Annotated in this window: 27 protein-coding genes and 1 tRNA gene; 22 read left to right on the forward strand and 6 right to left on the reverse strand. The window is 64.5% G+C overall.

Going from position 1 to position 24,907, the window contains the following annotated elements; all coding sequences use genetic code 11:
• Positions 1-24: 24 nt before the first annotated feature.
• A complete protein-coding gene (locus tag IVB01_RS12130; protein ID WP_247277059.1) occupies positions 25-1,269 on the reverse strand; it encodes an MFS transporter in 1,245 nt (414 codons plus the stop codon).
• Positions 1,270-1,433: 164 nt separating this feature from the next.
• On the opposite strand from IVB01_RS12130, the gene IVB01_RS12135 reads away from it, so the two are divergent.
• A complete protein-coding gene (locus IVB01_RS12135; protein WP_247277060.1) occupies positions 1,434-2,798 on the forward strand; it encodes an Nramp family divalent metal transporter in 1,365 nt (454 codons plus the stop codon).
• Between the two features lie 140 nt (positions 2,799-2,938).
• On the opposite strand, the gene IVB01_RS12140 is transcribed toward IVB01_RS12135, so the two are convergent.
• From IVB01_RS12140 to hemB, 3 genes are all read right to left on the reverse strand, one after another.
• Positions 2,939-3,715 (reverse strand): arginyltransferase, encoded by a 777-nt coding sequence (locus tag IVB01_RS12140; RefSeq protein ID WP_247277061.1) that lies wholly within the window; start codon positions 3,713-3,715, stop codon positions 2,939-2,941.
• A gap of 119 nt (positions 3,716-3,834) precedes the next feature.
• Positions 3,835-4,374, reverse strand: a complete 540-nt coding sequence (locus IVB01_RS12145; protein WP_247277062.1) for an RDD family protein — start codon at positions 4,372-4,374, stop codon at positions 3,835-3,837.
• Between the two features lie 211 nt (positions 4,375-4,585).
• The gene (gene hemB / locus IVB01_RS12150) at positions 4,586-5,650 is read right to left on the reverse strand and encodes a porphobilinogen synthase (RefSeq protein ID WP_247277063.1); all 1,065 of its coding nucleotides are present in this window, start codon (positions 5,648-5,650) and stop codon (positions 4,586-4,588) included.
• 123 nt (positions 5,651-5,773) lie between these two features.
• Here hemB and IVB01_RS12155 point away from each other — a divergent pair, with 123 nt between their 5' ends.
• From IVB01_RS12155 to IVB01_RS12210, 12 genes are all read left to right on the forward strand, one after another.
• A complete protein-coding gene (locus IVB01_RS12155; RefSeq protein WP_247277064.1) occupies positions 5,774-6,271 on the forward strand; it encodes a DUF6163 family protein in 498 nt (165 codons plus the stop codon).
• A gap of 506 nt (positions 6,272-6,777) precedes the next feature.
• The gene (locus IVB01_RS12160) at positions 6,778-7,296 is read left to right on the forward strand and encodes a MarR family winged helix-turn-helix transcriptional regulator (RefSeq protein WP_018320040.1); all 519 of its coding nucleotides are present in this window, start codon (positions 6,778-6,780) and stop codon (positions 7,294-7,296) included.
• A gap of 196 nt (positions 7,297-7,492) precedes the next feature.
• On the forward strand, positions 7,493-7,729 hold the full coding sequence (locus IVB01_RS12165; RefSeq protein WP_247277065.1) for a hypothetical protein: 237 nt from the start codon (positions 7,493-7,495) through the stop codon (positions 7,727-7,729).
• Positions 7,730-7,766: 37 nt separating this feature from the next.
• Positions 7,767-7,988 carry a hypothetical protein gene (locus IVB01_RS12170; RefSeq protein WP_014494771.1) on the forward strand — a complete coding sequence of 74 codons (222 nt, stop codon included), beginning with the start codon at positions 7,767-7,769 and terminating at the stop codon, positions 7,986-7,988.
• Positions 7,989-8,254: 266 nt separating this feature from the next.
• Positions 8,255-9,553 (forward strand): serine hydroxymethyltransferase, encoded by a 1,299-nt coding sequence (gene glyA, locus IVB01_RS12175; protein ID WP_247277066.1) that lies wholly within the window; start codon positions 8,255-8,257, stop codon positions 9,551-9,553.
• 15 nt (positions 9,554-9,568) lie between these two features.
• Positions 9,569-10,051: a transcriptional regulator NrdR gene (nrdR, locus tag IVB01_RS12180; RefSeq protein ID WP_011087793.1), complete on the forward strand. Its 483-nt coding sequence runs from the start codon at positions 9,569-9,571 to the stop codon at positions 10,049-10,051.
• Positions 10,048-11,196, forward strand: coding sequence for a bifunctional diaminohydroxyphosphoribosylaminopyrimidine deaminase/5-amino-6-(5-phosphoribosylamino)uracil reductase RibD (gene ribD, locus IVB01_RS12185; protein WP_247277067.1), 1,149 nt, complete (start codon positions 10,048-10,050; stop codon positions 11,194-11,196). Before nrdR ends, ribD begins: the two co-directional genes overlap by 4 nt.
• Positions 11,196-11,807: a riboflavin synthase gene (locus IVB01_RS12190; RefSeq protein ID WP_247277068.1), complete on the forward strand. Its 612-nt coding sequence runs from the start codon at positions 11,196-11,198 to the stop codon at positions 11,805-11,807. Before ribD ends, IVB01_RS12190 begins: the two co-directional genes overlap by 1 nt.
• A gap of 155 nt (positions 11,808-11,962) precedes the next feature.
• On the forward strand, positions 11,963-12,454 hold the full coding sequence (gene ribH / locus IVB01_RS12195; protein WP_247494556.1) for a 6,7-dimethyl-8-ribityllumazine synthase: 492 nt from the start codon (positions 11,963-11,965) through the stop codon (positions 12,452-12,454).
• A 3-nt stretch (positions 12,455-12,457) separates the two neighbouring features.
• A complete protein-coding gene (gene nusB / locus IVB01_RS12200; RefSeq protein WP_027548253.1) occupies positions 12,458-12,955 on the forward strand; it encodes a transcription antitermination factor NusB in 498 nt (165 codons plus the stop codon).
• A 193-nt stretch (positions 12,956-13,148) separates the two neighbouring features.
• Complete coding sequence (thiL, locus tag IVB01_RS12205; protein WP_247277070.1) at positions 13,149-14,147, forward strand: thiamine-phosphate kinase; 999 nt, start codon at positions 13,149-13,151, stop codon at positions 14,145-14,147.
• Positions 14,148-14,379: 232 nt separating this feature from the next.
• Positions 14,380-16,500, forward strand: coding sequence for a sodium-translocating pyrophosphatase (locus IVB01_RS12210; RefSeq protein ID WP_247277071.1), 2,121 nt, complete (start codon positions 14,380-14,382; stop codon positions 16,498-16,500).
• Positions 16,501-16,650: 150 nt separating this feature from the next.
• Here IVB01_RS12210 and IVB01_RS12215 read toward each other — a convergent pair whose 3' ends face one another.
• Together IVB01_RS12215 and IVB01_RS12220 are read right to left on the reverse strand one after the other, a co-directional pair.
• On the reverse strand, positions 16,651-17,652 hold the full coding sequence (locus IVB01_RS12215) for a tripartite tricarboxylate transporter substrate binding protein (protein WP_247277072.1): 1,002 nt from the start codon (positions 17,650-17,652) through the stop codon (positions 16,651-16,653).
• Positions 17,653-17,843: 191 nt separating this feature from the next.
• A complete protein-coding gene (locus IVB01_RS12220; RefSeq protein ID WP_247277073.1) occupies positions 17,844-18,329 on the reverse strand; it encodes an outer membrane protein assembly factor BamE in 486 nt (161 codons plus the stop codon).
• A gap of 98 nt (positions 18,330-18,427) precedes the next feature.
• Here IVB01_RS12220 and IVB01_RS12225 point away from each other — a divergent pair, with 98 nt between their 5' ends.
• The 9 genes from IVB01_RS12225 (at position 18,428) to IVB01_RS12265 (ending at position 24,850) form a co-directional block, all read left to right on the forward strand.
• On the forward strand, positions 18,428-18,979 hold the full coding sequence (locus tag IVB01_RS12225; protein ID WP_247277074.1) for a ubiquinol-cytochrome C chaperone family protein: 552 nt from the start codon (positions 18,428-18,430) through the stop codon (positions 18,977-18,979).
• Entirely contained in the window at positions 18,976-19,545 is a 570-nt protein-coding gene (locus tag IVB01_RS12230; RefSeq protein WP_247277075.1) for a DUF177 domain-containing protein, read from the forward strand. The genes IVB01_RS12225 and IVB01_RS12230 overlap by 4 nt, the downstream gene beginning before the upstream one ends.
• 295 nt (positions 19,546-19,840) lie before the next feature.
• On the forward strand, positions 19,841-20,902 hold the full coding sequence (plsX, locus tag IVB01_RS12235; RefSeq protein ID WP_247277076.1) for a phosphate acyltransferase PlsX: 1,062 nt from the start codon (positions 19,841-19,843) through the stop codon (positions 20,900-20,902).
• Positions 20,899-21,879, forward strand: coding sequence for a beta-ketoacyl-ACP synthase III (locus IVB01_RS12240; RefSeq protein ID WP_247277077.1), 981 nt, complete (start codon positions 20,899-20,901; stop codon positions 21,877-21,879). Before plsX ends, IVB01_RS12240 begins: the two co-directional genes overlap by 4 nt.
• Positions 21,880-22,010: 131 nt before the next feature.
• Positions 22,011-22,352 (forward strand): integration host factor subunit alpha, encoded by a 342-nt coding sequence (locus tag IVB01_RS12245; protein WP_018456841.1) that lies wholly within the window; start codon positions 22,011-22,013, stop codon positions 22,350-22,352.
• A 24-nt stretch (positions 22,353-22,376) separates the two neighbouring features.
• The gene (locus IVB01_RS12250; protein WP_247277078.1) at positions 22,377-22,955 is read left to right on the forward strand and encodes a MerR family transcriptional regulator; all 579 of its coding nucleotides are present in this window, start codon (positions 22,377-22,379) and stop codon (positions 22,953-22,955) included.
• Between the two features lie 104 nt (positions 22,956-23,059).
• Positions 23,060-23,137 (forward strand) — tRNA-Pro (locus IVB01_RS12255).
• Positions 23,138-23,226: 89 nt separating this feature from the next.
• Positions 23,227-23,985, forward strand: coding sequence for a hypothetical protein (locus IVB01_RS12260; protein ID WP_247494557.1), 759 nt, complete (start codon positions 23,227-23,229; stop codon positions 23,983-23,985).
• Entirely contained in the window at positions 23,969-24,850 is an 882-nt protein-coding gene (locus IVB01_RS12265) for a DUF3037 domain-containing protein (RefSeq protein WP_247494594.1), read from the forward strand. Before IVB01_RS12260 ends, IVB01_RS12265 begins: the two co-directional genes overlap by 17 nt.
• The last annotated feature ends 57 nt before the right edge of the window (positions 24,851-24,907 follow it).

A 24,907-nucleotide genomic window follows, 5' to 3' on the forward strand; every position in this document is an offset into this window, starting at 1 on the left:
GCATCGCCCCGGAATGACCGGACTTCAGCACCCCGCCACCACTTCGTCCCTCACCATGTCCGGCTGCCGGTCGAGCGCCACCGCCGGTGACAGCAGGATCACCAGGGCCTGTACGCCGAACACTGCCGCTGCGAGATAGAGGCAGGCCTCCGCGCTCCAGAACCCGCCGACGATTGCGCCCAGCGCCGAGCCGAGCGGGCGGGCGCCGTAGCTCATGATGTTGATGGCGGAGACGCGCCCCAGAAGGCGCGGCGGCGTCACCGATTGGCGCAGCGTCGTGGTCGAGATCACCCACAGGATCGGTCCGACGCCGAGCAGGAAGAAGCTCAAGGCCGCAAGCCAGGGCGAGGGGACCAGCACCGTCAGCGCCATCACCAATGCTGCGACGAAGCCCGTGACGGGGCCGAGGCCGACGACGGTGCCGAACGCGACGCGCTGCATCACGCGGGTGGCGACCAGCGCGCCGATTACCATGCCGACGCCGTACATCGTCAGCACGGTGCCGACGCCGGCGGCGGTCAGGCCGAGATGGCGCACCGCGTATGGCACGAACACCGCGATCTGCAAGAACCATCCGGTGTTGAAGATGAATTGGGTGATGAACACCGGCCGCAGCAGCGGATGGTGAAACACGAAGGCCGCGCCTTCGCGGATATCCTGGAACGGATGGCGCCGCGGAGATGCTGCCCGCGCGGGCTCGTAGATGCCGGCAAGCAGCACCACGGCGATAGCCGACAGCGCAGCCGCAAAGCCGAAGGCCGGGCTTGCGCCCCACCAGCCCACGAGCACGCCGCCGAGCGCAGGTCCGCTCGCAAACGCGATGGTGCGCGCGAGCTCGATCCGCGCATTCGCCGCCGGCAGCAGGTCCGAACTCACTAGCGAGGGCACCAGCGCCGGTGCCGCCACACTATAGACGACGGTGCCGCACACCGCGGCAAAACCGAGCAGCGCCAGCAGCGGCAAATCGAGCGTCCCCAGCGCCAGCAGGAGGACGATGGCCGCGAGTGCGGCGGCCCGCACCGCCTCGGCTCCCGCCATTAGCCAACGGCGGGAGATGCGGTCGGCGAGCACGCCGGCAGGAATGGCGAACAGGACGAAGGGCAGGGTGAGGGCGGTCTGCAGCAGGCCGGTCTGGCCTTCGGCGACACCCAGCGTCAGCACCGCGACGATGGGCGCTGCGGCCAGTGCGATCTGCTCGGCCGATTGCGCCGCGAGGTTCGACCAGGCGAGGCGGTTGAAGGTGTCAGGGAGGCGCGGGGGCGTTGACATGGCTCATATCCTGCAAAAGGCGAATTTGCGCCCATGTTCGCCCGCGAGAACCGCCGAACCCACCCGCTTCCCGACAAGGGCCACGGGTCTGTGCTGAGAACCGGTGCGGCTAGATGCAGTTGCAAATGAGTTGCAATAAGAAGCAAGTTGGGTATTCTGCCGGCATGGATGCCCAATCACCCCATCTGACCCGAGACTTGAGCCAAGACGCCGCCGGCTGGCGCACCGATGCGCCCACCACCAAGAGCCTCGCCGAGGTCAATTCCACAATTGCCATTCCGGCCGCCGGCCGCTGGTGGCGGCGGCTGCTGGCGTTCGTCGGTCCGGGCTATCTCGTCTCGGTCGGCTACATGGATCCCGGCAACTGGGCGACCGACCTCGCCGGCGGATCGAAGTTCGGCTACACGCTGCTCTCGGTCATCCTGCTCTCGAATTTGATGGCGATCCTGCTGCAGTCGCTGGCAGCGCGGCTCGGCATCGTCACCGACCGCGACCTCGCGCAGGCCTGCCGCGCGACCTATTCGCCCGTGGTGAACTTCCTGCTCTGGCTTGCCTGCGAGGCGGCGATCATCGCGTGCGACCTCGCCGAAGTCATCGGCACCGCGATCGCGCTGAAGCTGCTGTTCGGCATTCCCCTGATCGGCGGCGCGCTGCTCGCCGCGCTCGACGCTTTCCTGCTGCTGCTCCTGATGAATCGCGGCTTCCGTTTCCTCGAAGCGTTCGTGATCGCGCTGCTTGGCGTCATCGCGGTCTGCTTCGCGGTCCAGATCGTGGCTGCGGCGCCGCCGGTCGCGGAGGTGCTGCGTGGCTTTGTGCCGAAGACCGAGATCTTCACCAATTCCGAGATGCTCTACATCGCGATCGGCATCATCGGCGCAACCGTGATGCCGCATAATCTCTACCTGCACTCCTCGATCGTGCAGACGCGCGCCTATGAGCGCAATGACGCTGGCCGGCGCGAGGCGATCAAATGGGCGACGACGGACTCGACCATCGCCCTGATGCTGGCGCTGTTCATCAATGCCGCCATCCTTATCGTCGCTGCTGCGACCTTCCACAGAAGCGGCCATTCCGACGTCGCCGAGATCGGCCAGGCTTTTGAACTGCTATCGCCGCTGCTCGGTCTCGGCATCGCCTCGACGCTGTTCGCGGTGGCGCTGCTCGCCTCCGGCCTCAATTCAACGGTTACGGCGACGCTCGCCGGCCAGATCGTGATGGAAGGCTTTCTCGATCTGCGTCTGCCGAGCTGGGCGCGCCGCCTGCTCACGCGCGGCATTGCCATCATTCCCGTGATCGTCGTCACCGCGATCTATGGCGAGCGCGGCACGGCCGATTTGCTGGTGTTCAGCCAGGTCGTGCTGTCGATGCAACTGCCATTCGCCGTCATCCCGCTGGTTCGCTTCGTCTCCGACCGCCGCAAGATGGGGAAGTTCGCGATTCCGATGTCAGTCGCCGCGATCGCGTGGATCGTCGCAGGCGTAATCGTTGTTTTGAACGTGAAGCTGCTGGCGGATACGCTGTTCGGGTGAGTGTCCGCCGAATGCACAGCTGTCGTCGCCTGGCTTGACCGCGCGACCCGTACTCGGTGAAGCCTGCGATCGAACGGAGAAGCCGCGGCGCACTGGATGCCTCGCATTCGCGGGCATGACACCAGTGCGCGTCGGCTAAATTAATCCTGCGGCTCGGATGCCACATCCCCCTGCGCGTCGACGCGTAGCCAGCCTGAGGGCGCGAGGCGCTGCTGCGGCAGGAAGCGGGCCTTGTAGTCCATCTTCTTCGAGCCCTCGATCCAGTAGCCGAGATAGACGTAGGGCAGCCCTTGCCGGCGCGCGCGGGCGATGTGGTCGAGGATCATGAAGGTGCCCATCGAGCGGCTGACCTGGCTCGGCTCGAAGAACGAATAGACCATCGACAGCCCGTCGCTGAGCACGTCGGTCAGCGCCACCGCGATCAGTTCCTCGCCGCGGCCGGTGAGGCCGCTGTCGGGGCCGCGCTTGCGGTACTCGATGATGCGGGTCTCGACATGGCTGTCCTCGACCATCATGGCGTAGTCGAGCACGGTCATGTCGGCCATGCCGCCATGGCGATGGCGGGCATCGAGATAGGCGCGGAATATCGAATATTGCTCGGAGGTGGGAACGGCGCTGCGCTGCTCGCCGATGATGTCGGCGTTGCGCGCCAGCACTTTCCTGAAGTTGCGGGACGGCCGGAACTCGTTGGCGACGACCCGCACCGAGACGCAGGCGCGGCACTGGTCGCAGGCGGGACGGTACGCAATCGACTGGCTGCGGCGGAACCCGCCATGGGTCAGGAGATCGTTGAGGTCACCGGCGCGCTCACCCACGAGGTGCGTAAACACCTTGCGCTCATGCCGGCCCGGCAGATAGGGGCACGGGGAGGGCGCCGTGAGGTAAAATTGCGGGGTATCGCGCGAGTGCTGGGTCAAGGGACGTCGTGGGCCTCCGAACTGTGTGTCAGCATCGCGCTACGGAAGCTCCGGGTCAATTGGCCTGCTCGGCAGATCAGATCAGTCAGCTTAGAAGATCCGGGTTGATAGGTCCTTGATCAGGACGTCCTTGCGGCCTGGGGCGCGGGTACGCGGACCGAATTGTTGATCACGACCGTTCCCAAGACGAAATCATGCAGCAGGCGACGGCGGCCGTTGAACAGGCCGACCAGCACCACGAAGGGCGACAGGAACGAGACGGTCACCCAGAACAGCACCGCATGGGTGGCGCCGAGCACGAAGTAGCCGGGCGCGCCGTACCAGGTGCGCAGTTCCAGATCCATCAGGCGCATGCCCACTGTCGCGGAGGAAGGGCCGCCGATGCTGGCGCCGTAATAGACGATGGCCCAGACCACCGAGGCCGGCCAGGCGATCCAGAACAGCGCCCAGCCGATGCCGAGCGTGACCACACCGAACAAGGCGATGAAGATATAGCCGAGGATCACCGGCACCGAGATCACGACCATGTCGACCAGGAAGGCGAACACCCGCCGCGTCGCAACACCGCGGAACAGCTCCGGATGCAGATAGGGATCGTAGGCGTGCGGCTGCACGCCGCTGTCGTTGCGCCAGGCGCCTGAATTGCCCGAGTCCGACATGTCCGTTCTCCCAGCGAACCCCCGTGGCAGGACATGGGAACAGGCCGTTCGCATGCCAAGGGCGCGCTGGGATCAACAAGCGAAAATATTCCGGCAATTCGGCGGCGGAGCGGCGCGGAGGCCGCGCTGGCGCGACGCTTCCGTCGTCCTGGCCAAGACCAGGACAGGTGGCCGGCCTTCGCCGGGACGACATCAAAGAGGCGGTGGGCGTTTATGACCCCTGCGCCCGCAGCTTCTCCGCGACCTTCGGCGCAAAGTAGCTCAGCACACCGTCGGCGCCGGCGCGCTTGAAGGCGAGCAGGCTTTCCATCATCGCGCGCTCGCCGTCGAGCCAGCCGTTATTGGCCGCGGCCGCGATCATCGCGTATTCGCCGGAGACCTGGTAGGCGAAGGTCGGCATCGCAAAAGTATCCTTCACACGGCGGACCACGTCCAGATAAGGCATGCCGGGCTTCACCATCACCATGTCGGCGCCCTCGGCGATGTCGAGCTCGACCTCGCGCAGTGCTTCGTCGCTATTGGCGCTGTCCATCTGGTAGGTGCGCTTGTCGCCGGTGAGTGTCTTGGCCGAGCCGATGGCGTCGCGGAACGGGCCATAGAAGGCGGAAGCGTATTTGGCCGCATAGGCCATGATCTGCACGTCGAGCAGGCCTGAGCAGTCGAGCCCCTCGCGGATCGCGGCGACGCGGCCGTCCATCATGTCCGACGGCGCGATGATGTCGCAGCCGGCTTCGGCCTGCACCAGGGCCTGGCGCACCAGCACCGCGACCGTCTCGTCGTTCAAGATCTTGCCGTCGGAGATCAGGCCGTCATGACCGTGACTGGTGAAGGGATCGAGCGCGACGTCGCAGAGAATGCCGATCTCCGGAAACTCCTTCTTGATCGCGCGCACAGTTTGGCAGACCAGATTGTTCGGGTTGGTCGCTTCCGATCCTTCCTCGTCGCGTAAGGACGGGTCGGTATAGGGAAACAGCGCGATACAGGGGATGGTGAGCTTCATGGCGCGCTCGGCCTCGCGCACCGCCTGGTCGACGCTGAGGCGGTCGACGCCGGGCATGGAGGCGACGGGCTCGCGCTTGTCGCTGCCGTCGATCAGGAACAGCGGCCAGATCAGATCATCCGTGGTGATGGCATTCTCGCGCACCATGCGCCGGGCCCACTCGGCCTTGCGGTTGCGGCGCGGGCGGACGGTCAGATCGAGGGCAGGGGAGGCGCTAGCGCCATCCCGGCGCGAAACCTCGCGCAGTTCGATCGGACGTCCGTATTTGATCGCCATCACTCTTCCTCCGGCTGGAATTATTCTTATACCAGCTCGCATGGTTCCCGTCACCGCGGCTTGACCTGCCGCAAGGGATGGCAGCCGATTGATTTTGCGAGGCGAAGCAGCCAGAAGGGGGCCATGTCCGAGATTTCCACACGCGATGCGGCCCGCGACAGCGCCCGGGACAATGCCAGAGACAGCGCCAGGGATAGCGCGATGTCGGTGGCGGCGATCTCGTCGGAGCGCTCTGCGTCCGATGACAATGTCTGGACGCGCCGGCTCGTGCTGTTCCTGCGTGTGATGGCGCTGCTCTCGATCCTGAAGGGTCTCTATCACTGGGCGCAAGTGACGGGTTTCGTCGGCGGCGACGACGAGGCCTTCGAGAACCAGGCGATGGCCTGGCAGGCCGCAACCGTCTACTTCGCCGTGATCGAGCTCGTCGCAGCAGTTGGTCTCTGGCTGGCGACGCCCTGGGGCGCTGTGGTGTGGCTGACGACCGTGGTGTCGATGGCGGTGATCGAGCTGATGTTTCCCGGCATCTACGGCGGCAGCCTGGTCGTGGTCGGTGTCGAAGCGTTCATGCTCGCCGCCTATCTCGCGCTCGCCTGGATGGCTGCGCGGGAACGACCGCCGTAGCGCGTTTCGCGGAAATGCTCTCGTGCCCGGGCGCAATGCAGCGCGCTGCATTTGCGGCGTAATGCTTGTAGAGCCGCGCCGCATCTTTTTACGGTCCCGATTATGGCATCTGAGTCCCGGCTCTGCGCCCTGCTTCGCGGCGCTTGTCGGGACAAGAGATGTTGCACTTGGTTGACCGTTGGTTGCCTAAAATTTGCGGTAAGTTTTCGTTGACCAGCATTGTTCCGCCACAGCTGTTACGCCCGCGTTTCGAAACGGGGCGCCGCTGTGCTGGAATGCGACAAGGGGGCGGACGGAGGGTGAACAGGACCTTGCGAGGGTCAACAGAGTGTTGCGAAAAGTGCTTGTAGTACAGGCTTAATCCGCAATTCACTGTCTTAAATTCATGATCTCTTTATTCTCTTATTTAAGCCGTTCTTCAAACGAGCCCCTTAAGTTGCACCTATCAGGCGGGACACAAGTTTCGTCGAATAAGTGTCGATAAAAACGACAACAGGGGAAGTGTCATGATGAAAGCCGTCGCAACTGCGGCAGATACCGCAGAGCGCGTCTCCGGCCAGCAGGGTTCGGTGCAGTCGCTCTATCTGGAAGCTTTGACTCTGGTGGAGCGGCTGCATCGCCGGCTCCTCGACGTGATCAAGGACGAGTTCGATCGCCGCGGCCGTGCGGACATCAACTCGGTCCAGGCGCTCTTGCTCTACAACATCGGTGACAAGGAGCTGACCGCGGGCGAGCTGCGCACGCGCGGTTACTATCTCGGCTCCAACGTCTCCTACAATCTGAAGAAGCTCGTCGAGCTCGGTTTCCTCGATCATCAGCGGTCGCGCGTTGATCGCCGCTCGGTGCGCATCCGCCTGACCCCGCAGGGCCAGGAAGTCCGCCGCATAGTCGATGCGCTCTACCAGAAGCACGTCAAGACGGTGGAGCAGGTCGGCGGCATCTCGGGCGAGGAGTTCTCGACCCTCAACAAGTCGCTGCACCGCCTCGAGCGGTTCTGGACCGACCAGATCCTGTATCGGCTCTGAGTTCCAAGGGATTAAGGCCAAGCCGGCCCCAAACAAGACCGGCAAACCGCCCGAACGTGCCTCAACTTCCCCAGAGCGCCGGCCCGGATTCGTCCGGACCGGTGCGCTTTACTTTTTGCGCTGCGAAGAAAATGTCTCGCCGTGAGGAACCAGTTCCGGGCTCGGCGCTTATCTCCTTCGGATCGGAGAAACGTCGATGCTGGTCGAGCGTGGGCTTCAGGCGCTGAACGTGGAACTTGTGAGCGAAGCCTACGCCATTGCCGCCAACTACCTTCGCCGCTCCGGCGCGATCCCAGATTCCCTCGTCACCGACGAGCGCCTGCTCGGGATCATCGTCAAGCTGCTCCAGCAGGGCGAATTCAACAAGATCAGGCTCGCCAACAAGGCGATCACCAGGTTTGAGATGCAGTCCGAGGCTCGAGCGGTTGCCTGATCAAAACTCCCAAAATTCGAGAGAACCAGAGGGTGCCATGGAAGCCGCCATCGACCGCATCATGCAGACCTATGACCTGCTCGCCAACCGCACCGCGGCGGCAAGCGAGGAGGCACGGGCCAAGGTCACGAACTATCTCAATACTTTGATGGAGGCCGGCGAGAAGGACCCGCACCGCTTGACGGTCTGCGGCCTGACTTATCTGCGGCAGCTCGACGGCAGCGTGGACCCCGTGAAAGCGGGGTATACCGGGCTCTAAAACGACGCCGGCTGCGGCCGCCGGCCGTTGGCGCGACGTGCGGTCCAAAGTGGTCCTGTCCGGACATTCGCGGAGGAGCGGTTCTATGAAACCGCTCCAATGCCGAAAACCTCCAATCCCCACCATATCTTGCACAAATCTCAGGCCCGACCCGCAAATGCTTGGCCGGGAGCGGGCAATGTGGTAGATCGCGCATTGCTTCCGACCGCCACACCAGACCCGCCCGTAGCCCGCCAACAGGCTGCGGCGGTGGAGATATTCGCAAGATGACCTCAGCCAAAACCGCTTCCGCGCCCGATTCGTTTTTCACCGCCTCGCTCGAGCAGGCCGACCCGGACATCGCCGCCGCCATCAAGGGCGAGCTGGGCCGGCAGCGCCATGAGGTCGAGCTGATCGCCTCCGAGAACATCGTCAGCCGGGCCGTGCTGGAAGCGCAGGGTTCGGTGATGACCAACAAATATGCGGAAGGCTATCCGGGCGCGCGCTACTACGGCGGTTGTGAGTGGGTCGACGTCGCCGAAAACCTTGCGATCGATCGCGCCAAGAAGCTGTTCGGCGCCAACTTTGCCAACGTGCAACCGAACTCTGGCAGCCAGATGAATCAGGCGGTGTTCCTGGCGCTGCTCCAGCCGGGCGACACCTTCATGGGACTTGATCTTGCGGCCGGCGGCCATCTCACCCACGGCTCGCCCGTCAACATGAGCGGCAAGTGGTTCAAGGCCGCGCACTACACCGTGCGCCGCGAGGACCAGATCATCGACATGGACGCGGTCGCCAAGCAGGCCGAAGAGGTCAAGCCGAAGCTGATCGTCGCGGGCGGCTCGGCCTATTCTCGCGCCTGGGACTTCAAGCGTTTCCGCGAGATCGCCGATAGTGTCGGCGCGTATCTGCTGGTCGACATGGCTCACTTCGCCGGCCTCGTCGCCGGCGGCGTGCACGCCTCGCCGGTGCCCTATGCCCACGTCACCACCACCACGACGCACAAATCGCTGCGCGGTCCGCGTGGCGGCCTGATGCTCTGGAACGACGAGACGCTGACCAAGAAGCTAAACGGGGCGATTTTCCCGGGCCTGCAGGGAGGTCCCCTGATGCATGTGATCGCGGCGAAGGCGGTCGCCTTCGGCGAAGCGCTGCGTCCGGACTTCAAGGTCTACGCCAAGAACGTCGTCGAGAATGCCAAGGCGCTGGCCGAGGCGATGAAGAGCCATGGGTTCGATATTGTCTCGGGCGGCACCGACAACCATCTGATGCTCGTTGACCTCAGGCCGAAGGGCCTGAAGGGCAACGTCTCGGAGAAGGCGCTGGTCCGCGCCGCCATCACCTGCAACAAGAACGGCATTCCGTTCGATCCCGAAAAGCCGTTCGTCACCTCCGGCCTCCGCCTCGGCACTCCGGCCGCGACCACCCGCGGTTTCGGTGTCGCCGAATTCCAGCAGGTCGGCGGCATGATCGCCGAAGTGCTCAACGCGATCGCACAATCCGACGACGGCAAGGCGCCGCTCGTGGAAGCGGCGATCAAGGAACGGGTCAAGGCGCTCACCGACCGGTTCCCGATCTACCAGTAAGGTCAAGGTACACGGATGCGCTGCCCGAACTGCAACAGTCTCGATACGCAGGTAAAGGACTCGCGTCCGACCGAGGATTCGTCCGTCATCCGCAGGCGGCGCGTGTGCGTCGCCTGCAATTTCCGCTTCACCACCTTCGAGCGCGTGCAGCTGCGCGAGCTCACAGTGATCAAGCGCAACGGCCGCCGCGTGCCGTTCGACCGCGACAAGCTGATGCGCTCGGTGCAGATCTCACTGCGCAAGCGGCAGGTCGAGCCGGAACGGGTGGAGAAGATGGTCTCCACCATCGTGCGCGAGCTCGAGACCGGCGGCGAGGCGGAGATCTCCTCCGAGGTGATCGGCGAGACCGTGATGGAGCATCTGCGCACGCTCGACGACGTCGCCTATGTGCGCTTTGCTTCCGTCTACCGCAATTTCCGCGAGGCCAAGGATTTCGCCGACGTGCTCGGCGAGCTCTCCGGTGAGGAGGAAGCGCGGCTCGCCGCGATCCGCAAATGATCTTCCGCATCCTGGAAGATCAGTTCGCGCAGAAGGCCCGTGAGGCCAAGGATGCGGATCTCCGCTTCATGCAGCTTGCGCTGGCGCTTGGGCGCCGCGGGCAGGGCCGCACCTGGCCTAATCCGGCCGTGGGCGCGGTCATCGTCAAGGACGGCGTGATCGTCGGTCGCGGCTGGACACAGCCTGGCGGGCGGCCGCATGGCGAGCCCGAAGCCTTGCGGCGGGCAGGCGAAGCGGCGCTCGGCGCCACGCTTTACGTCACACTGGAGCCGTGCTCGCATTTCGGCAAGTCGCCGCCTTGCGCCGATGCGGTGATCGCCGCCGGGATCGCGCGGGTCGTGGCGGCGATCGAGGATCCCAATCCTGAAGTCGGCGGCCAGGGTCATGCGCGCTTGCGGGCAGCCGGCATAACGGTGGACGTCGGTCTCTGCGCGGCAGAGGCTGCGTTCGATCACGCCGGGCATTTCCGTCGCATCCGGGACAAGCGTCCGCACGTGATCCTGAAGCTTGCGGTCTCGCCTGACGACAAGATCGGTGCGGCCGGCGGCAAGCCGGTCGCGATCACCGGCGAGGCGGTGCGCAATCGCGTGCACCTCTTGCGCGCTCAGAGCGATGCCATCCTGGTCGGCATCGGCACGGTGCTGGCGGACGATCCGATGCTCACCTGCCGCCTGCCGGGCATGGGGGCGCGCTCGCCGGTGCGGGTCGTGCTCGATCAGAGCCTGCGCATTCCCGGCGCGAGCAAGCTTGTCCGCACTGCGCGAGAAACACCGCTCTGGGTGGTGAGTTCTGAACTCGCCGAAGCCGCAGCCGCCACACGGCTTGGCGCGGCCGGTGCGCAAATGTTGCGTGTGCCGTCGGTCGGTGCATCAGGACTCGATCTCACGGCCGTGCTGCATGCGCTGGCTGAGAAAGGCATCACGCGGCTGATGGTCGAAGGCGGCAGCCGTGTCGCCGCGTCCTTCGTCGCGGCCGACCTCGCCGACGAAATCTGGCTGTTCCGCGGCACGGAAGAGGTGGGCTCTGGCGGCGTCGATGCGCTCGATGCATTGCCCCTGTCGAAAATCACGCAGTCGCGGGCCTACAAGGTTCATGCTAGCGAGACATTCGACAAGGATACTCTCACCGTTTACGAGCGCTCGTAATGTTCACTGGCATTGTCACCGATATCGGCGAGATCGTCAGTTTCACGCCGACGGCGCAGGGGCAGCTGCACCGTCTGCGCATCGCCTGCAATTATGATCGCGCCACCATCGCCGATGGCGCCTCGATCGCCTGCAACGGCGTCTGCCTCACCGTGGTCGCCTCCGGCGTTCAGGCGGGCAAGACGTGGTTCGACGTCGATGCCGCCGCCGAGACGCTGGCGCTGACGACCGCAAAACACTGGAAGGTCGGCACACGGCTGAACCTCGAGCGGGCGCTGAAGATCGGCGACGAGCTCGGCGGTCATATCGTCGCCGGCCATGCCGACGGTGTCGCGACGCTGCTCAGCCGCGAGGACCTGCCCGAGATGGCGAGGTTCGAGCTCTCGACGACGCGCGAGCTGGCGCGCTTCATCGCCACCAAGGGCTCGATCACGCTCGACGGAGTCTCGCTGACCGTCAATACAGTGAAGGACGTGACCTTTTCGGTGCTTATCATCCCGCACACGCTGACGGTGACGACGATCGGCGGCTGGAAAGCGGGGGACGAGGTCAATATCGAGGTCGATCTGATGGCTCGCTACGCGGCGCGGCTGACGGAAATGACGGCGTAGCCGTCATTCCGGGGCGATGCGTTAGCATCGAACCCGGAATCTCGAGATTCCGGGTTCGGCTCTTCGAGCCGCCCGGGAATGACCATGTCTTTAGAACTTGGCTTACCTGCTTCCGGCGACTACATAGCGCCGACCCTTTCGAAACGGATTGAACGATGGCAGACGCGCGGCGCGCACCCCTGAAAGACCAGACCGACATTTCCGGCGCCCGCGCGCTGATTGTCGAAGCGCGGTTCTATGACGATCTCCAGGACGCGCTTCTCCACGGCGCAATCGCCGAGCTGAAGGCGGCCGGCCTGACGCATGACGTCATCACGGTTCCCGGCGCGCTGGAAATTCCGGCGGCGGTCGCCATCGCGGTCGACGCGGCTGCGGCGAACGGCAAGCCCTATGACGCAGTGATCGCGCTCGGCTGCGTCATCCGCGGCGACACCATTCATTTCGAGATCGTCTCGCAGGAATCCTCGCGCGCGCTGATGGATCTTGCCGTGGCGCGAAAGCTGCCGCTCGGCAACGGCATTCTCACCGTCAACACCGAAGCGCAGGCCTGGGCGCGGGCACGCGCCAGCGAGCTCAACAAAGGCGGCGATGCCGCACGTGCCGCGCTTGCGATGCTGCGCATCAAACGCCGTCTGGCGCAGGCCTGAGCCATGGCCGACAACAACAAAAAGCCGGCGGGTGCTCCGGAGAAGAAGGCGAACCGCCGCGGCGCGGCGCGGCTCGCCGCCGTCCAGGCGCTCTACCAGATGGACATCGCCGGTGCGGGCATCAACGACATTTTTGCGGAGTTCGAGAGCCACTGGCTCGGCAACGAGGTCGAGGGCGATACGTACCTTCCGGCGGAGGCCGCCTTCTTCCGCGACGTCGTCTCCGGCGTCGTGCGCGACCAGAAGAAGCTCGATCCGCTGATCGACGAGGCGCTGTCGAAGGGCTGGCCCCTGAAGCGGATCGAGGCGATCCTGCGTGCAGTGCTGCGGGCCGGGGCCTATGAGCTCCAGCACCGCAAGGACGTCCCGGGCCGCGTCGTGGTCTCCGAATATGTCGACGTCGCCAACGCTTTCGTCGACCGCGAGGAGACCGGCATGGTCAACGCAGTCCTCGACCAGATCGGCCGCCAGTTTCGCGGTGACGAGTTCGGGCGTGGGTAGCGATACCCTGGGGTGGTGAAGTGATGCGATATGATTGCCCCATATACCGGCGTCATCACCGGCGAATCCAGTACGCCGCGGCCTATCGATGTCGCCCGACCGTCTCTGGAATACCGGATCGCCCGGTGGCTTTTTTGATGACGCGCTTCGCGCTTTTCCCGGGCGATGACAGAGAGGGGTGAGGCTGGCGCCGATGGCAGACACGCAAAATCTCTCTGGCGAAGACTCCCTTATCGCGCGTTATTTCAAGCCGCTGGCGATCGATCCCGGCGCGTTCGGACTGGTCGACGATGCCGCGATCCTGAGATCGGCTGGCGAGGACATCGTCGTCACCACCGACGCGGTGGTGGAGGGCGTGCATTATCTTGCCATTGATCCCCCTGACACCATCGCGCGCAAGGCGCTGCGGGTGAACCTGTCCGATCTCGCGGCCAAGGGCGCGGTCCCAGCCGGATTCGTGCTGACGCTGGCATTGCGCAACAGGGAGGATGCCTGGCTGCGGCCGTTTGCGGATGCGCTCGGCGAGGACGCCAAGAGCTTCGCGTGCCCGCTGCTCGGCGGCGACACGGTGTCGACGCCGGGGCCGCAGATGATCTCGATCACCGCCTTCGGCCGCGTCCCGCAAGGACGAATGGTCGGTCGCATCGGCGCGCGGCCGGGCGAGCGCATTCTGGTGACGGGAACGATCGGCGATGCCGCGCTCGGCCTCGACGTGCTCACCGGCGGCGCTGCGGCCGGCGCGCTGACATCCGATCCCGCCGCACGGGATTTTCTGGTCTCGCGCTATCGCGTGCCGCGGCCGCGCAACGCGCTGGCGCAGGCCGTGCGCGATCACGCAACCGCCGCGATGGATGTCTCCGACGGGCTTGCGGGCGATCTCGCCAAACTTTGCGCAGCGTCCGGTGTCTCGGCCACCGTCGACGTGGCGAACGTACCGCTATCGGCTGCGGCAGCTGGCCTGGTCGCGCGGATGGCCGTTGGCATCCAGACGCTACTGGCCGGTGGCGACGATTACGAGGTGCTGTGCACCGCGCCGCCGGCGCAAAGCGATGCGCTGATCGCCTCGGGGCGGGCGGCTGGCCTTGCCGTCACGGCGATCGGCACGATTGTTGCGGGCCAAGAGCCGCCGCGCTTCCTTGATGGGCAGGGGCAGGAATTGACTTTGAAGCGCCTTTCGTACAGCCATTTCTAGGAATCGCTCCAAGCCGGCGCCAGACGCTCAGGGCCTGGCCTAAATACCTGCCGAGATCGGCTGTTTCGGCCTTATCCGGCGTTGCACCCTCAATTTGATTTTGGCAAGCTCGCAACCGACTGGGGCCGCCCCTTCGGGCAAGGGCGGCTTTGTTCAAAATCAAGGCGCCGCACCGCACGACGGAGAACAAAAGGCGCCGGGGGTACATCAAGGATCTGAGGCAAAAAATCACATGACAGCATTATGGTTGATAGTACTCTGCGGAGTGCTTTCCGTCGTCTACGCGATTTGGGCGACGTCTTCGGTGTTGAGCGCGGATGCGGGGTCGCCGCGCATGCAGGAGATCGCAGGAGCGGTGCGCGAAGGTGCACAGGCGTATCTGCGGCGCCAGTACACCACGATCGGTCTCGTCGGCATCGTCATCTTCGTGCTGCTTGCCTATTTCCTTGGGGTTTATGTCGCGATCGGTTTTGCCATCGGCGCCATCCTGTCGGGGGCGGCCGGCTTCATTGGCATGAACGTCTCGGTCCGCGCCAATGTGCGCACTGCCCAGGCCGCGACGACCTCGCTCGCCGGCGGCCTGGAGCTCGCCTTCAAGGCGGGCGCCATCACTGGCCTTCTGGTCGCCGGTCTCGCCCTGCTGGGCGTGACCCTCTATTTCGCCTTCCTGGTCCACTCGCTGAAGCTCGCGCCTGACAGCCGTGTCGTCGTCGACGCTCTGGTGGCGCTCGGCTTCGGCGCCTCGCTGATCTCGATCTTCGCTCGTCTTGGCGGCGGTATCTTCACCAAGGGGGCCGACGTCGGCGGCGACCTCGTCGGCAAGGTCGAGGCCGGCATCCCCGAGGATGACCCGCGCAACCCCGCCACGATCGCCGACAATGTCGGCGACAATGTCGGTGACTGCGCCGGCATGGCCGCCGACCTGTTCGAGACCTATGCGGTGACCGCGGTCGCCACCATGGTCTTGGCGGCGATCTTCTTCGCAAAGACGCCGATCCTCGCCAACATGATGACGCTGCCGCTCGCGATCGGCGGCATCTGCATCATCACCTCGATCATCGGCACCTTCTTCGTCAAGCTCGGGCCAAGCCAGTCGATCATGGGCGCGCTCTACAAGGGCCTGATCGCGACCGGCATCCTGTCCCTGATAGGCATCGCGCTGGTGATCTACTACTTGATCGGCTTCGGCAAGCTCGACGGCGTCGACTACACCGGCATGGCTCTGTTCGAATGCGGCGTGGTCGGCCTCGTCGTCACGGCGCTGATCATCTGGATCACCGAATACTACACCGGCACCGATTATCGACCGGTGAAGTCGATCGCCCAGGCCTCGGTGACCGGCCACGGCACCAACGTGATCCAGGGCCTCGCCGTCTCGATGGAAGCGACCGCGCTGCCCGCGATCGTCATCATCGCGGGCATCCTGGTCACCTACAGCCTCGCCGGGCTGTTCGGCATCGCGATCGCGACCGCCACCATGCTGGCGCTGGCCGGCATGATCGTCGCGCTCGACGCATTCGGTCCGGTCACCGACAATGCCGGTGGCATTGCCGAGATGGCGGGCCTGCCGAAGGAGGTGCGCAAGTCGACCGACGCGCTCGACGCGGTCGGCAACACCACCAAGGCGGTGACGAAGGGCTACGCGATCGGCTCGGCCGGTCTCGGTGCGCTGGTGCTGTTCGCGGCCTACAACCAGGACCTCAAGTTCTTCGTTGCCGACTCCGCGCGCCATCCCTACTTCGCCGGCGTCAATCCGGACTTCTCGCTCAACAATCCCTACGTGGTGGTGGGCCTGTTGTTCGGCGGCCTCTTGCCGTATCTGTTCGGCGCGATGGGCATGACGGCCGTCGGCCGTGCGGCCGGCGCGATCGTGGAAGAGGTGCGCCGGCAGTTCCGCGAGAAGCCCGGCATCATGCAGGGCACCGACAAGCCGGACTACGGCAAGGCGGTGGATCTGCTCACGAAAGCGGCGATCAAGGAGATGATCATCCCCTCGCTGCTGCCGGTGCTGTCGCCCATCGTCGTCTACTTCCTGATCTACGCGATCGCGGGCGGAGGTGCGGCCGGCAAGTCGGCGGCGTTCTCGGCGGTGGGCGCGATGCTGCTCGGCGTAATCGTGACGGGCCTGTTCGTCGCGATCTCCATGACCTCGGGCGGCGGCGCCTGGGACAACGCCAAGAAGTACATCGAGGACGGCCATTTCGGCGGCAAGGGCAGTGATGCCCACAAGTCGGCGGTGACCGGCGACACTGTCGGCGATCCCTACAAGGATACGGCCGGCCCCGCGGTGAACCCGATGATCAAGATCACGAACATCGTGGCCTTGCTGCTGCTGGCGATCTTGGCGCATTGAGCGGCGGAAGTGGAACGAGACAAAACCCCGCGGCGCGAGCCGCGGGGTTTTCTTTCTCATTGTCATTCCGGGGCGGTCCGCAGGACCGAACCCGGAATCTCGAGGTTCCGGGTTCGGCTCGTTGGAGCCGCCCCGGAATGACGCTGTGCGTTACTGCACGTCCATTTGCAGGCCTTCCTTCTGGATGATCGCGGCGAACTTCTTTGTCTCGGCATCCACGAAGACGGCGAATTGCTGCGGCGTGCCGTAGTCGGCGCGGGCCCCCATGGCGGCGATCTGCTTCTTGATGTCGTCGCGCTCCAGCATCGCCTTCACTTGGAGATTGAGCGCTTCGAGCACGGGCGCAGGGACGCCCTTCGGCAGGAAGACGGCGAACCAGGAGGAGACGTCGAAGTTCGCCAGCTCCGGCGCGCTCTCGCGCATGGTCGGCAGATTGGGCGCGAGCTCGCTGCGCTCGGTCGTGGTGACGCAGAGGCCGTTGAGCGTGCCGTTCTGCACCTGCGGCAGGCTCGGATAGAGATTGTCGAACAGGATCTGGATGTCGCCCGCGAGCGCGGCCTGGAGTGCGGGGCCCGCGCCGCGGAATGGGATGTGGGTCATCTTCAACCCGGTGAGCTGGAGGAACCAGGCGCCGGTGAGGTGAGGGCTCTGGCCGACGCCTGAGGAGGCGTAGCTGAGCTTGTCCGGATTGGCCTTCAGGTACGCGATCAGCTCGGGAATCGACTTGATGCCGGTCTTCGGATGCGCCGAGACGATGTTCGGAATCCGGATCATGTTGGAGACCGGCTGGAGCTGGTCCGGCTTGTAGGTGAGGTTCTTGAAAATGCTGTAGGCGATCGCGTTCGGCCCCGGATTGCCGATCAGGATGGTGTGACCATCGGGCTTGGCGCGGACCACCTCGGCTGTACCAATAGTGCCGCCACCGCCCGAGCGGTTCTCCACGACCGCCGACTGGCCCCAGGCAGTCTGCAGATGCGCGGCCAGGAGCCGGCCCATGACGTCGGTCGAGCCGCCAGCCGCCGCCGGCACGACGAGGCGAACGTTCTCGGTGGGCTTCCAGTCGGCCAGGCTCGATCGCGGCAGGATTGCTGCGGCCGAGAGGCCGGCAGCGCCAGCGAGCACACCACGACGGGACAAAAAAGTCTTGGGCACGAATCCACTCCCTGCTTCTCGTTTTGCAGCGAGCGTAGGGAACCCGACGCGCGACGGCAAGTCGCACGAAACGGCACGACGCCGCAGGCTCGAGCCGATTCCGGTGCAATCGGAACGGGTTCCAGATTCTTGTTTCACGCGTTTTCTTTACGCGAACCGGTATCCACTTGGCTCGAAAACGCTCTAAGGGCTCAGTTAAAGCTGAGCAGCTTGAATAGCGGGGCGAGGTAGCTCATCTCCTGACCCGACGTCGCCGTGGTGCGGCTGATGAAGTCGAAGATCTTGCCGTCCTGAAGGCCGTAATTCGCCAGCCGGCGCACGCGCCGGTTCTTGTCGAAATAGATCGCGATCACGCGTTGGTCGACCACCTTCTGGTTCATGAAGGCGACGGGGCGCTCGGAGCGCTGGGAGATGTAGTAGAACACCTCGCCGTCCAGGGTCGCGACGGTGGAGGGCGTGCCCATCACGATCAGCACCTGGTCCTGGCTCGCGCCAATCGGAATCTGCTCCAGTGCCCCAGGCGGCAGGATGTAGCCCTTCTGGAACTGCTCGCCGGTGCAACCCGCAAGCGCCGCGCCGACCAGGGTCGCGGCCGCGAGCATGCGCAGGCCGCGCCAGCGTGCGTAAAGGCCGCGCCGCTGACGTGCGCGCTGGCTGGTCTGGTTCGTTATCGTCATTGCGGAACTGATTCCGTCCCCTTGCGTCGCACGAGGCGCTGAAGTACCGGGCGGAGGCTCTGAATGCAACACGCGCGCGCCCGCTTGCGGAAACCACAATGCTTTGGCCGTTCAATCACTTCAGGAAACCCCGGCTAGCCCCGCGGGGCACCATCGAGGCCATCTATGGCATGATCGTGACGCAGGCGCGAGAACCCATATTTTACCGTGACTTGGGCGTGCCGGATACGGTTAACGGGCGTTTCGACCTGTTGCTGCTGCATCTTTGGCTGCTGCTGCGCCGCCTGCGGACGGTCCAGGGCGCCACCGAGCTGTCGCAGGCGCTGTTCGATCGGTTCTGCGAGGACATGGACGACAATCTGCGCGAGATGGGGGTGGGGGACCAGACCGTACCGAAGCGGATGCGGGCTTTTGGCGAGGCCTTCTATGGCCGCGTCCAGGCCTATGATCAGGCCATGGAGGGCGGCGGCGAGGCGCTGGCATCGTCGATCTGCAAGAATATCTTGAACGGGACCGGCATGGATCAGGCGAAGAGGCTCGCGGCTTATGCTCGGGACACGGAAGCCGATCTCGGCCGGACCGACGAGGCCGCGCTCTTGCGCGCGTCCTTCAAGTTTCCCCCGGCCCTCCCAGAGGATGTCACGCCATGAGCCGACCGACGACCGGATCCGAGCCCGATCCCTGGCGGGCGCCCGTCATCGTGGCGCAGGTCCCCGACACCGGCCTGCATCGCGTACTCGAGGCCTCGGCGGCCGAACGGCAGGCCATGGCCGAGCTCGCAGGCCTGCGGGAGATCCTGTCCGCCCATGCCAGCTTCGATGTCGTGCCGAAAAGCGGCGGGCGGATCCAGGTCACGGGGCTGGTCCGCGGCCGGATCGGCCAGACCTGCGTCGTCACGCTCGATCCAATCGAGAGCGAGATCGAGGAGGAGGTGGACATGATGTTCGCCCCCGAAGCCGAGGCGCGCCGGCTGGCCGACCTGATCGAAGAGGGGCGGGACGACGAGGCGCTGCCTGCGGTCGCCGACCCGCCGGAGGCGATCGTCAATGGCATCATCGACCTCGGCCGTCTCGCCACTGACGCGCTGTTTCTGGCGATCGATCCCTACCCGCGCAAGGAGGGGGCCGTGTTCGAGGCGGACGTCACCGCCCTCGATCCCGAGGACCATCCCTTCGCAGCCCTGAAGGCCCTGCAGGACAAGAAAAAGGGCAAATAGCTCGGCATTTGCGGCGGGACCGCTTCGGACCGGGCACAAGCCGTTTGCTGCGATGGTTTGAAGAACGGTTTCATCCGTTTGATTTCAATGCGTTTCCGGCCTGATTTGTCGGTCCGCTCGCGGATCGTCCTGAATGCAAAAGGCTGGGGGCAAGAGGTTGTTTCGGGGGTACAAAACGCTATTGTCGCGGCCCGTCCGGGTGCGGCGTGGCGCTCGGCCAATCGCCATGTCCGTGGCGAACCCATTTGCGGCCCCACTAGCTCAAGACCGCACGAGACCAGGTTCCAGGACTTTCATGCTAAGCAAGATTCGCATCGCGCTGGACGCCATGGGAGGCGATGTCGGCCCCGCCGTGGTCATTCCCGGCGCTGCCATCTCGCTTGGCAGGCACCGCGATAGCGAATTCCTGCTGGTCGGGGACAGCGCCAAGATCGAGCCCGAGCTCGAAAAGCACCCCGCGCTCAAGGCCGCCTCGAAGATCATCCATACCGACGTCGCGGTCAGCATGGAGGACAAGCCGAGCCAGGCGTTGCGGCGCGGCCGCAAAACCTCCTCGATGTGGCTCGCGATCGATGCCGTGAAAAAGGGCGAGGCGGATGTTGCGATCTCCGCCGGCAACACCGGCGCGCTGATGGCGATGGCGCGTTTCCACCTACGCATGCTGCCGGGCATCGACCGCCCGGCGATCACCGGAATATGGCCGACCAAGCGTGGCCAGTCCGTCGTGCTTGACCTCGGTGCGACCATCGGCGGCGACGCCCACCATTTGGTGTCGCTCGCGCTCATGGGCGCGGCCATGGCGAGCGTGCTGTTCGACAAGACGCGGCCCACGGTCGGGCTGCTCAACATCGGCGCCGAGGAGATCAAGGGCCATGAGGAGATCCGCGAGGCCAGCGAGATCCTGCGTGCGAGGAACCTGCCGGAGCTCGACTATATCGGCTTCGTGGAGGGCGACGGCATCGGCAAGGGGCTGGCCGACGTCATCGTGACCGAAGGTTTTAGCGGCAACATCGCGCTCAAGGCCGCCGAGGGAACCGCACGGCAGATGGCGGAATTACTCCGTAACGAGATGCAGCGGAGCTGGCTGTCCAAGCTCGGCTATCTGTTTGCGCGCAGCGCTTTTCAGGCCCTGCGCGACAAGATGGACCCAAACAAGTCGAATGGCGGCGTGTTCCTGGGTCTGAAGGGACTAGTGGTCAAGAGCCATGGCGGAATCAGCGCCGAAGGCTTTGCCTATGCGATCGATGTTGGCTATGAGATGGCTCACTACGATCTCCTGAACAAGATCAATCAGATGCTCAACCGCGAGGGTGGTGCACTCAGTTCCGTGCAGGCCGCGCAGGAGGCTGTTTCGTGACGAAAATTCGTTCGGTCGTGCTCGGCTGCGGCTCTTATCTGCCGGAGCAGGTGGTGACCAACGCCCAATTGGCGGCGCGCATCGACACCTCCGACGAGTGGATCGTACAGCGCACCGGCATCCGTGAACGGCACATCGCGGCTGAGGGCGAGTTCACCTCGCACTTGGCGCTGCGGGCGGCGCAGGCTGCGCTGAGCGATGCAGGCGTGGACGCGCAATCGATCGAGCTGATCGTGCTGGCGACCTCGACGCCGGACAATACGTTCCCCGCAACCGCGGTCGCCGTGCAGCACGGGCTCGGCATCAACCATGGCGCGGCGTTCGACCTCCAGGCGGTCTGCTCCGGCTTCGTGTTCGCGCTCGCCACCGCCGACAATTTCCTGCGCACCGGCGCCTATAAGCGCGCGCTGGTGATCGGCGCCGAGACCTTCTCGCGCATCCTCGACTGGAACGACCGCGGCACCTGCGTGCTGTTCGGCGACGGCGCCGGCGCTGTCGTGCTGGAGGCGCAGGAGCAGCCGGGCAATGCGGCGACCGACCGCGGCATCGTGACCACGCATCTGCGCTCCGACGGCCGCCACAAGGCAAAGCTGTTCGTCGACGGCGGGCCGTCCTCGACACAGACCGTCGGCCATCTGCGCATGGAGGGCCGTGAGGTCTTCAAGCATGCGGTCGGCATGATCACGGACGTGATCGTCGATGCCTTCCAGGCGACCGGGCTCAACGCCGACAGCATCGACTGGTTCGTGCCGCACCAGGCCAACAAGCGAATCATCGACGCTTCCGCCCACAAGCTGCACATCGCGCCGGAGAAGGTGGTGCTGACAGTGGACCGCCACGGCAACACCTCGGCGGCTTCGATTCCCTTGGCGCTGTCGGTGGCACGCAGGGACGGCCGCATCAAGAAGGGCGACCTGGTTCTCCTGGAGGCCATGGGCGGCGGCTTCACCTGGGGCTCCGCGCTCGTGCGCTGGTAGCAACAGTCGATAAAATTTTGCCGGAATCAGCGCGATTATCGATGCGTCTGCATTGATGAGCGCTGTTGACCGTTGTATCGTAAGCTCCTAATTTCAGACAACAATTGTTCGCCGTGATGTGGGGCAGGGCGATGACCGATCAAAGCAAAACCGTAACGCGTGTCGATCTGTGCGAAGCCGTCTACCAGAAGGTGGGCCTGTCGCGCACGGAATCGTCCGCCTTCGTGGAACTCGTGCTCAAGGAGATCACCGACTGCCTTGAGAAGGGCGAGACGGTGAAATTGTCCTCGTTCGGCTCCTTCATGGTGCGCAAGAAGGGTCAGCGTATCGGCCGTAATCCGAAGACCGGCACCGAGGTGCCGATCTCGCCGCGCCGCGTGATGGTGTTCAAGCCGTCGGCGATCCTGAAGCAGCGGATCAACGCCCAGCACCGCACCAACGGCGACGCCAGCAAGGCTCAACCCGAGGCGTAACCGCCTTTCGGAAAGGATTGGCATTTGGACAAGGCGCCGGATGCGTTCCGAACCATCAGCGAAGTAGCGCAGGAACTCGACATTCCGCAGCACGTGCTGCGGTTCTGGGAGACGCGGTTCTCCCAGATCAAGCCGATGAAGCGCAGCGGCGGCCGCCGCTACTACCGCCCCGACGACGTCGACCTGCTCAAGGGCATCCGCCGCCTGCTCTACGGGGAGGGCTACACCATCCGCGGGGTGCAGCGGATCCTGAAAGAGCACGGCGTCAAATCGGTGCAGGGCCTCGCCGACAGCGCCGCCGCGGTCTCGTTCGGGGCCATCGAGGACGCCATCGGCGCGAGCTTGATGGAGCCCGACGACGAGGCGCCGATCAAGGGCGTCACCGACAGCGACGATGACGATTACCAGGGCGACGAAGAGGAGGGCATCGACTTCCGCTTCGCCGAGATCGACGACGAGGACATCCTCACCACCTTCCGCAAGGGCGGCACTGCCGCCGCGCCGGCCGGCCCCAGCGCGCTGGACCGGGAGCGGCTAGGGCGGGCGCTCGCCGACCTCGTTGCCTGCCGTGAGATGCTGGATCAGGCGCTGAAGGACGGGTAGGGCCGCTCGGCCGGCTTTGCGGGCAGTTCCGGGAATTTGAGCCGACACCAATTTGGTGCGGGCGCCTTGCACAAAGCGGCGATCCTAGCTAATGGAACGGCATTCGGAGCGTGGCGCAGCCCGGTTAGCGCACTAGTCTGGGAGACTAGGGGTCGGAGGTTCAAATCCTCTCGCTCCGACCATTTTTAAGAATAAAATCAATAGGATGGACTGGGAGGCTCGGGTGGCGCGCAGACGGTCTCGGGTCATGTAGGCACCTTGTCGGCACCGCATGAACCAGCTCCAATTCTTCCACCGCCGAGCCGTCATCCAGTACCCGCCCGCAGACCAGAGCGCGGACAGCCTGGGTAGCGTCGAAGCCGATGACGGGTTTCGGTACTATGTGAAGGGCGATGCGCACGGCCGGCCGGTGCGCGCGAGCGAGTGGATTTCGACGCACATCGCGGAGGCTGTCGGTGTCACGTCGCCAGGCGCGGTGACAATGGAAATGCTCTCCGGAGAGGTGGTGTTCGGATCGCGGCGCGTTCCGAGTGTCGCCAGCCGGATCGAAACGCAGGCGTTTCTGACCTCGCCATCCATAGGAAATGTCGGTCAGAACCTGCCGGGGCTCGGCTCACTGCTGTCGAAAATCTATGCGCTCGACCTGGTGCTGTTTAACGACGACCGGCACCTCGACAACTACCTTTCCGTCAACGACAACGGCGTTCGGCGGCTGTACACCTTCGATTTCAGCCGCGCGCTCTTCTGGCACTGGCCCTGGAATGGCTACCCTCCACCGGCGTGCAACACGCGATTGTGCGGTGGGCTGCTCAGGCAACTTCATGGTTTCGACCCAGTAGCTGCGAATTCCGTGCTCGACGCCTTAGCAGCGTTGGGACCTGTGTCGGTTGAGGGGATTATCAACCAGATGCCGCCAGACTGGCTGTCGGCGCCGCTTCGAGCGGAATTTATGGACGTATGGACAAGCGTTGTGCGACGGTCGCGGATAGATGGTGTTCGGAAGGGCTTGAGTGATGGCTCCCTCCTATAAATTTTCGGTGGTTCAGCTCGCGACCGAAGAGGATCGCGGGGAGCGCTTAAACGTCGGAGTGGTGATCTTCAATGAAGATCGCTTGGACATTCGCGTCGGCAGGCGACTTGAGAAGGTGCGAGCCATTTCAGCAGCGATCGATCCCGACGACGTGCAGCGCGCCCTCGAAGGTATGTCCACGCTCGACCAAAAGCTCCGAGACGGCGGAGCGGAGTTTAGCGATCGCCTGAAATTCTTGTCGAAGCTCGGACCGCTGACGCTGTCGAAGTTCGGCGTTTTCGAGGCTGAGGGGGCTTCGTCTTACGAAACGCGTGTCGCAGCAATTTTGAAGGCTCTGGTCGACGCAGAGCCAGCGCCGCTGCGATCGAAGGAAAAGCGCTCGAAGCTGCTCACCCAGATGAAGCGCATCTTCCGCGACGAGAAGGTGCTGGCCAAGAGGCACGAGGATCTCTCGTCCCATCGAATTGTCTCGCAATACGAAGTCGCCGAAGGCCTGACTGCTGATCTGGTACTAAAGAATGGCGCGTATCACGTTGTTGAAACCGTCGACGCGTCGGGAGACGAGAGCACCTTCCGCAAGGCGGTCTCTGAAATCGGAGTGGCAGCTCTCGTCCTTGAGCGTGCTCGCATGAAGTTTGGCGAAGGTACAAGCGCACGTCTGGTGTACGAAGCATCCGCCTCCCTCGAGCGGGTAGCTATGCCGTCTTTAGAGGCGGCTGCTCATCAGGGAGCGGAGCTTGTGAACTGGGCGAGTGTAGCTGACCGAAGTAAATTCGTGCACCATCTCGCGTCGCTGGCGACCCCCGTTGAGACAAAAAGAAAGCGGGGCGATAGACAGCATCGCACCGGACCCAGCTTCATCTGATCCGGCGAATTGGGCAGCAGCTATTGGCTCAGAACACGTTCGCGAGCCGGTCGAGCA

The organism is Bradyrhizobium sp. 164 (genome assembly GCF_023073715.1).
In the GTDB taxonomy this organism is placed as follows: domain Bacteria; phylum Pseudomonadota; class Alphaproteobacteria; order Rhizobiales; family Xanthobacteraceae; genus Bradyrhizobium.

Excerpts from the sequence above, each read along its gene's own strand:
- hemB (WP_247277063.1), bottom strand. The coding sequence starts at position 5,650 with ATGGCGATCAAATACGGACGTCCGATCGAACTGCGCGAGGTTTCGCGC.
- IVB01_RS12190 (WP_247277068.1), top strand. The coding sequence starts at position 11,196 with ATGTTCACTGGCATTGTCACCGATATCGGCGAGATCGTCAGTTTCACG.
- IVB01_RS12135 (WP_247277060.1), top strand. The coding sequence starts at position 1,434 with ATGGATGCCCAATCACCCCATCTGACCCGAGACTTGAGCCAAGACGCC.
- IVB01_RS12245 (WP_018456841.1), top strand. The coding sequence starts at position 22,011 with ATGACCGATCAAAGCAAAACCGTAACGCGTGTCGATCTGTGCGAAGCC.
- plsX (WP_247277076.1), top strand. The coding sequence starts at position 19,841 with ATGCTAAGCAAGATTCGCATCGCGCTGGACGCCATGGGAGGCGATGTC.
- IVB01_RS12230 (WP_247277075.1), top strand. The coding sequence starts at position 18,976 with ATGAGCCGACCGACGACCGGATCCGAGCCCGATCCCTGGCGGGCGCCC.
- thiL (WP_247277070.1), top strand. The coding sequence starts at position 13,149 with ATGGCAGACACGCAAAATCTCTCTGGCGAAGACTCCCTTATCGCGCGT.
- IVB01_RS12170 (WP_014494771.1), top strand. The coding sequence starts at position 7,767 with ATGGAAGCCGCCATCGACCGCATCATGCAGACCTATGACCTGCTCGCC.
- glyA (WP_247277066.1), top strand. The coding sequence starts at position 8,255 with ATGACCTCAGCCAAAACCGCTTCCGCGCCCGATTCGTTTTTCACCGCC.
- ribD (WP_247277067.1), top strand. The coding sequence starts at position 10,048 with ATGATCTTCCGCATCCTGGAAGATCAGTTCGCGCAGAAGGCCCGTGAG.
- nusB (WP_027548253.1), top strand. The coding sequence starts at position 12,458 with ATGGCCGACAACAACAAAAAGCCGGCGGGTGCTCCGGAGAAGAAGGCG.
- IVB01_RS12225 (WP_247277074.1), top strand. The coding sequence starts at position 18,428 with ATGCTTTGGCCGTTCAATCACTTCAGGAAACCCCGGCTAGCCCCGCGG.
- IVB01_RS12155 (WP_247277064.1), top strand. The coding sequence starts at position 5,774 with ATGTCCGAGATTTCCACACGCGATGCGGCCCGCGACAGCGCCCGGGAC.
- IVB01_RS12265 (WP_247494594.1), top strand. The coding sequence starts at position 23,969 with ATGGCTCCCTCCTATAAATTTTCGGTGGTTCAGCTCGCGACCGAAGAG.
- IVB01_RS12220 (WP_247277073.1), bottom strand. The coding sequence starts at position 18,329 with ATGACGATAACGAACCAGACCAGCCAGCGCGCACGTCAGCGGCGCGGC.
- IVB01_RS12260 (WP_247494557.1), top strand. The coding sequence starts at position 23,227 with ATGAACCAGCTCCAATTCTTCCACCGCCGAGCCGTCATCCAGTACCCG.
- nrdR (WP_011087793.1), top strand. The coding sequence starts at position 9,569 with ATGCGCTGCCCGAACTGCAACAGTCTCGATACGCAGGTAAAGGACTCG.
- IVB01_RS12210 (WP_247277071.1), top strand. The coding sequence starts at position 14,380 with ATGACAGCATTATGGTTGATAGTACTCTGCGGAGTGCTTTCCGTCGTC.
- IVB01_RS12165 (WP_247277065.1), top strand. The coding sequence starts at position 7,493 with ATGCTGGTCGAGCGTGGGCTTCAGGCGCTGAACGTGGAACTTGTGAGC.
- IVB01_RS12160 (WP_018320040.1), top strand. The coding sequence starts at position 6,778 with ATGATGAAAGCCGTCGCAACTGCGGCAGATACCGCAGAGCGCGTCTCC.
- ribH (WP_247494556.1), top strand. The coding sequence starts at position 11,963 with ATGGCAGACGCGCGGCGCGCACCCCTGAAAGACCAGACCGACATTTCC.
- IVB01_RS12145 (WP_247277062.1), bottom strand. The coding sequence starts at position 4,374 with ATGTCGGACTCGGGCAATTCAGGCGCCTGGCGCAACGACAGCGGCGTG.
- IVB01_RS12130 (WP_247277059.1), bottom strand. The coding sequence starts at position 1,269 with ATGTCAACGCCCCCGCGCCTCCCTGACACCTTCAACCGCCTCGCCTGG.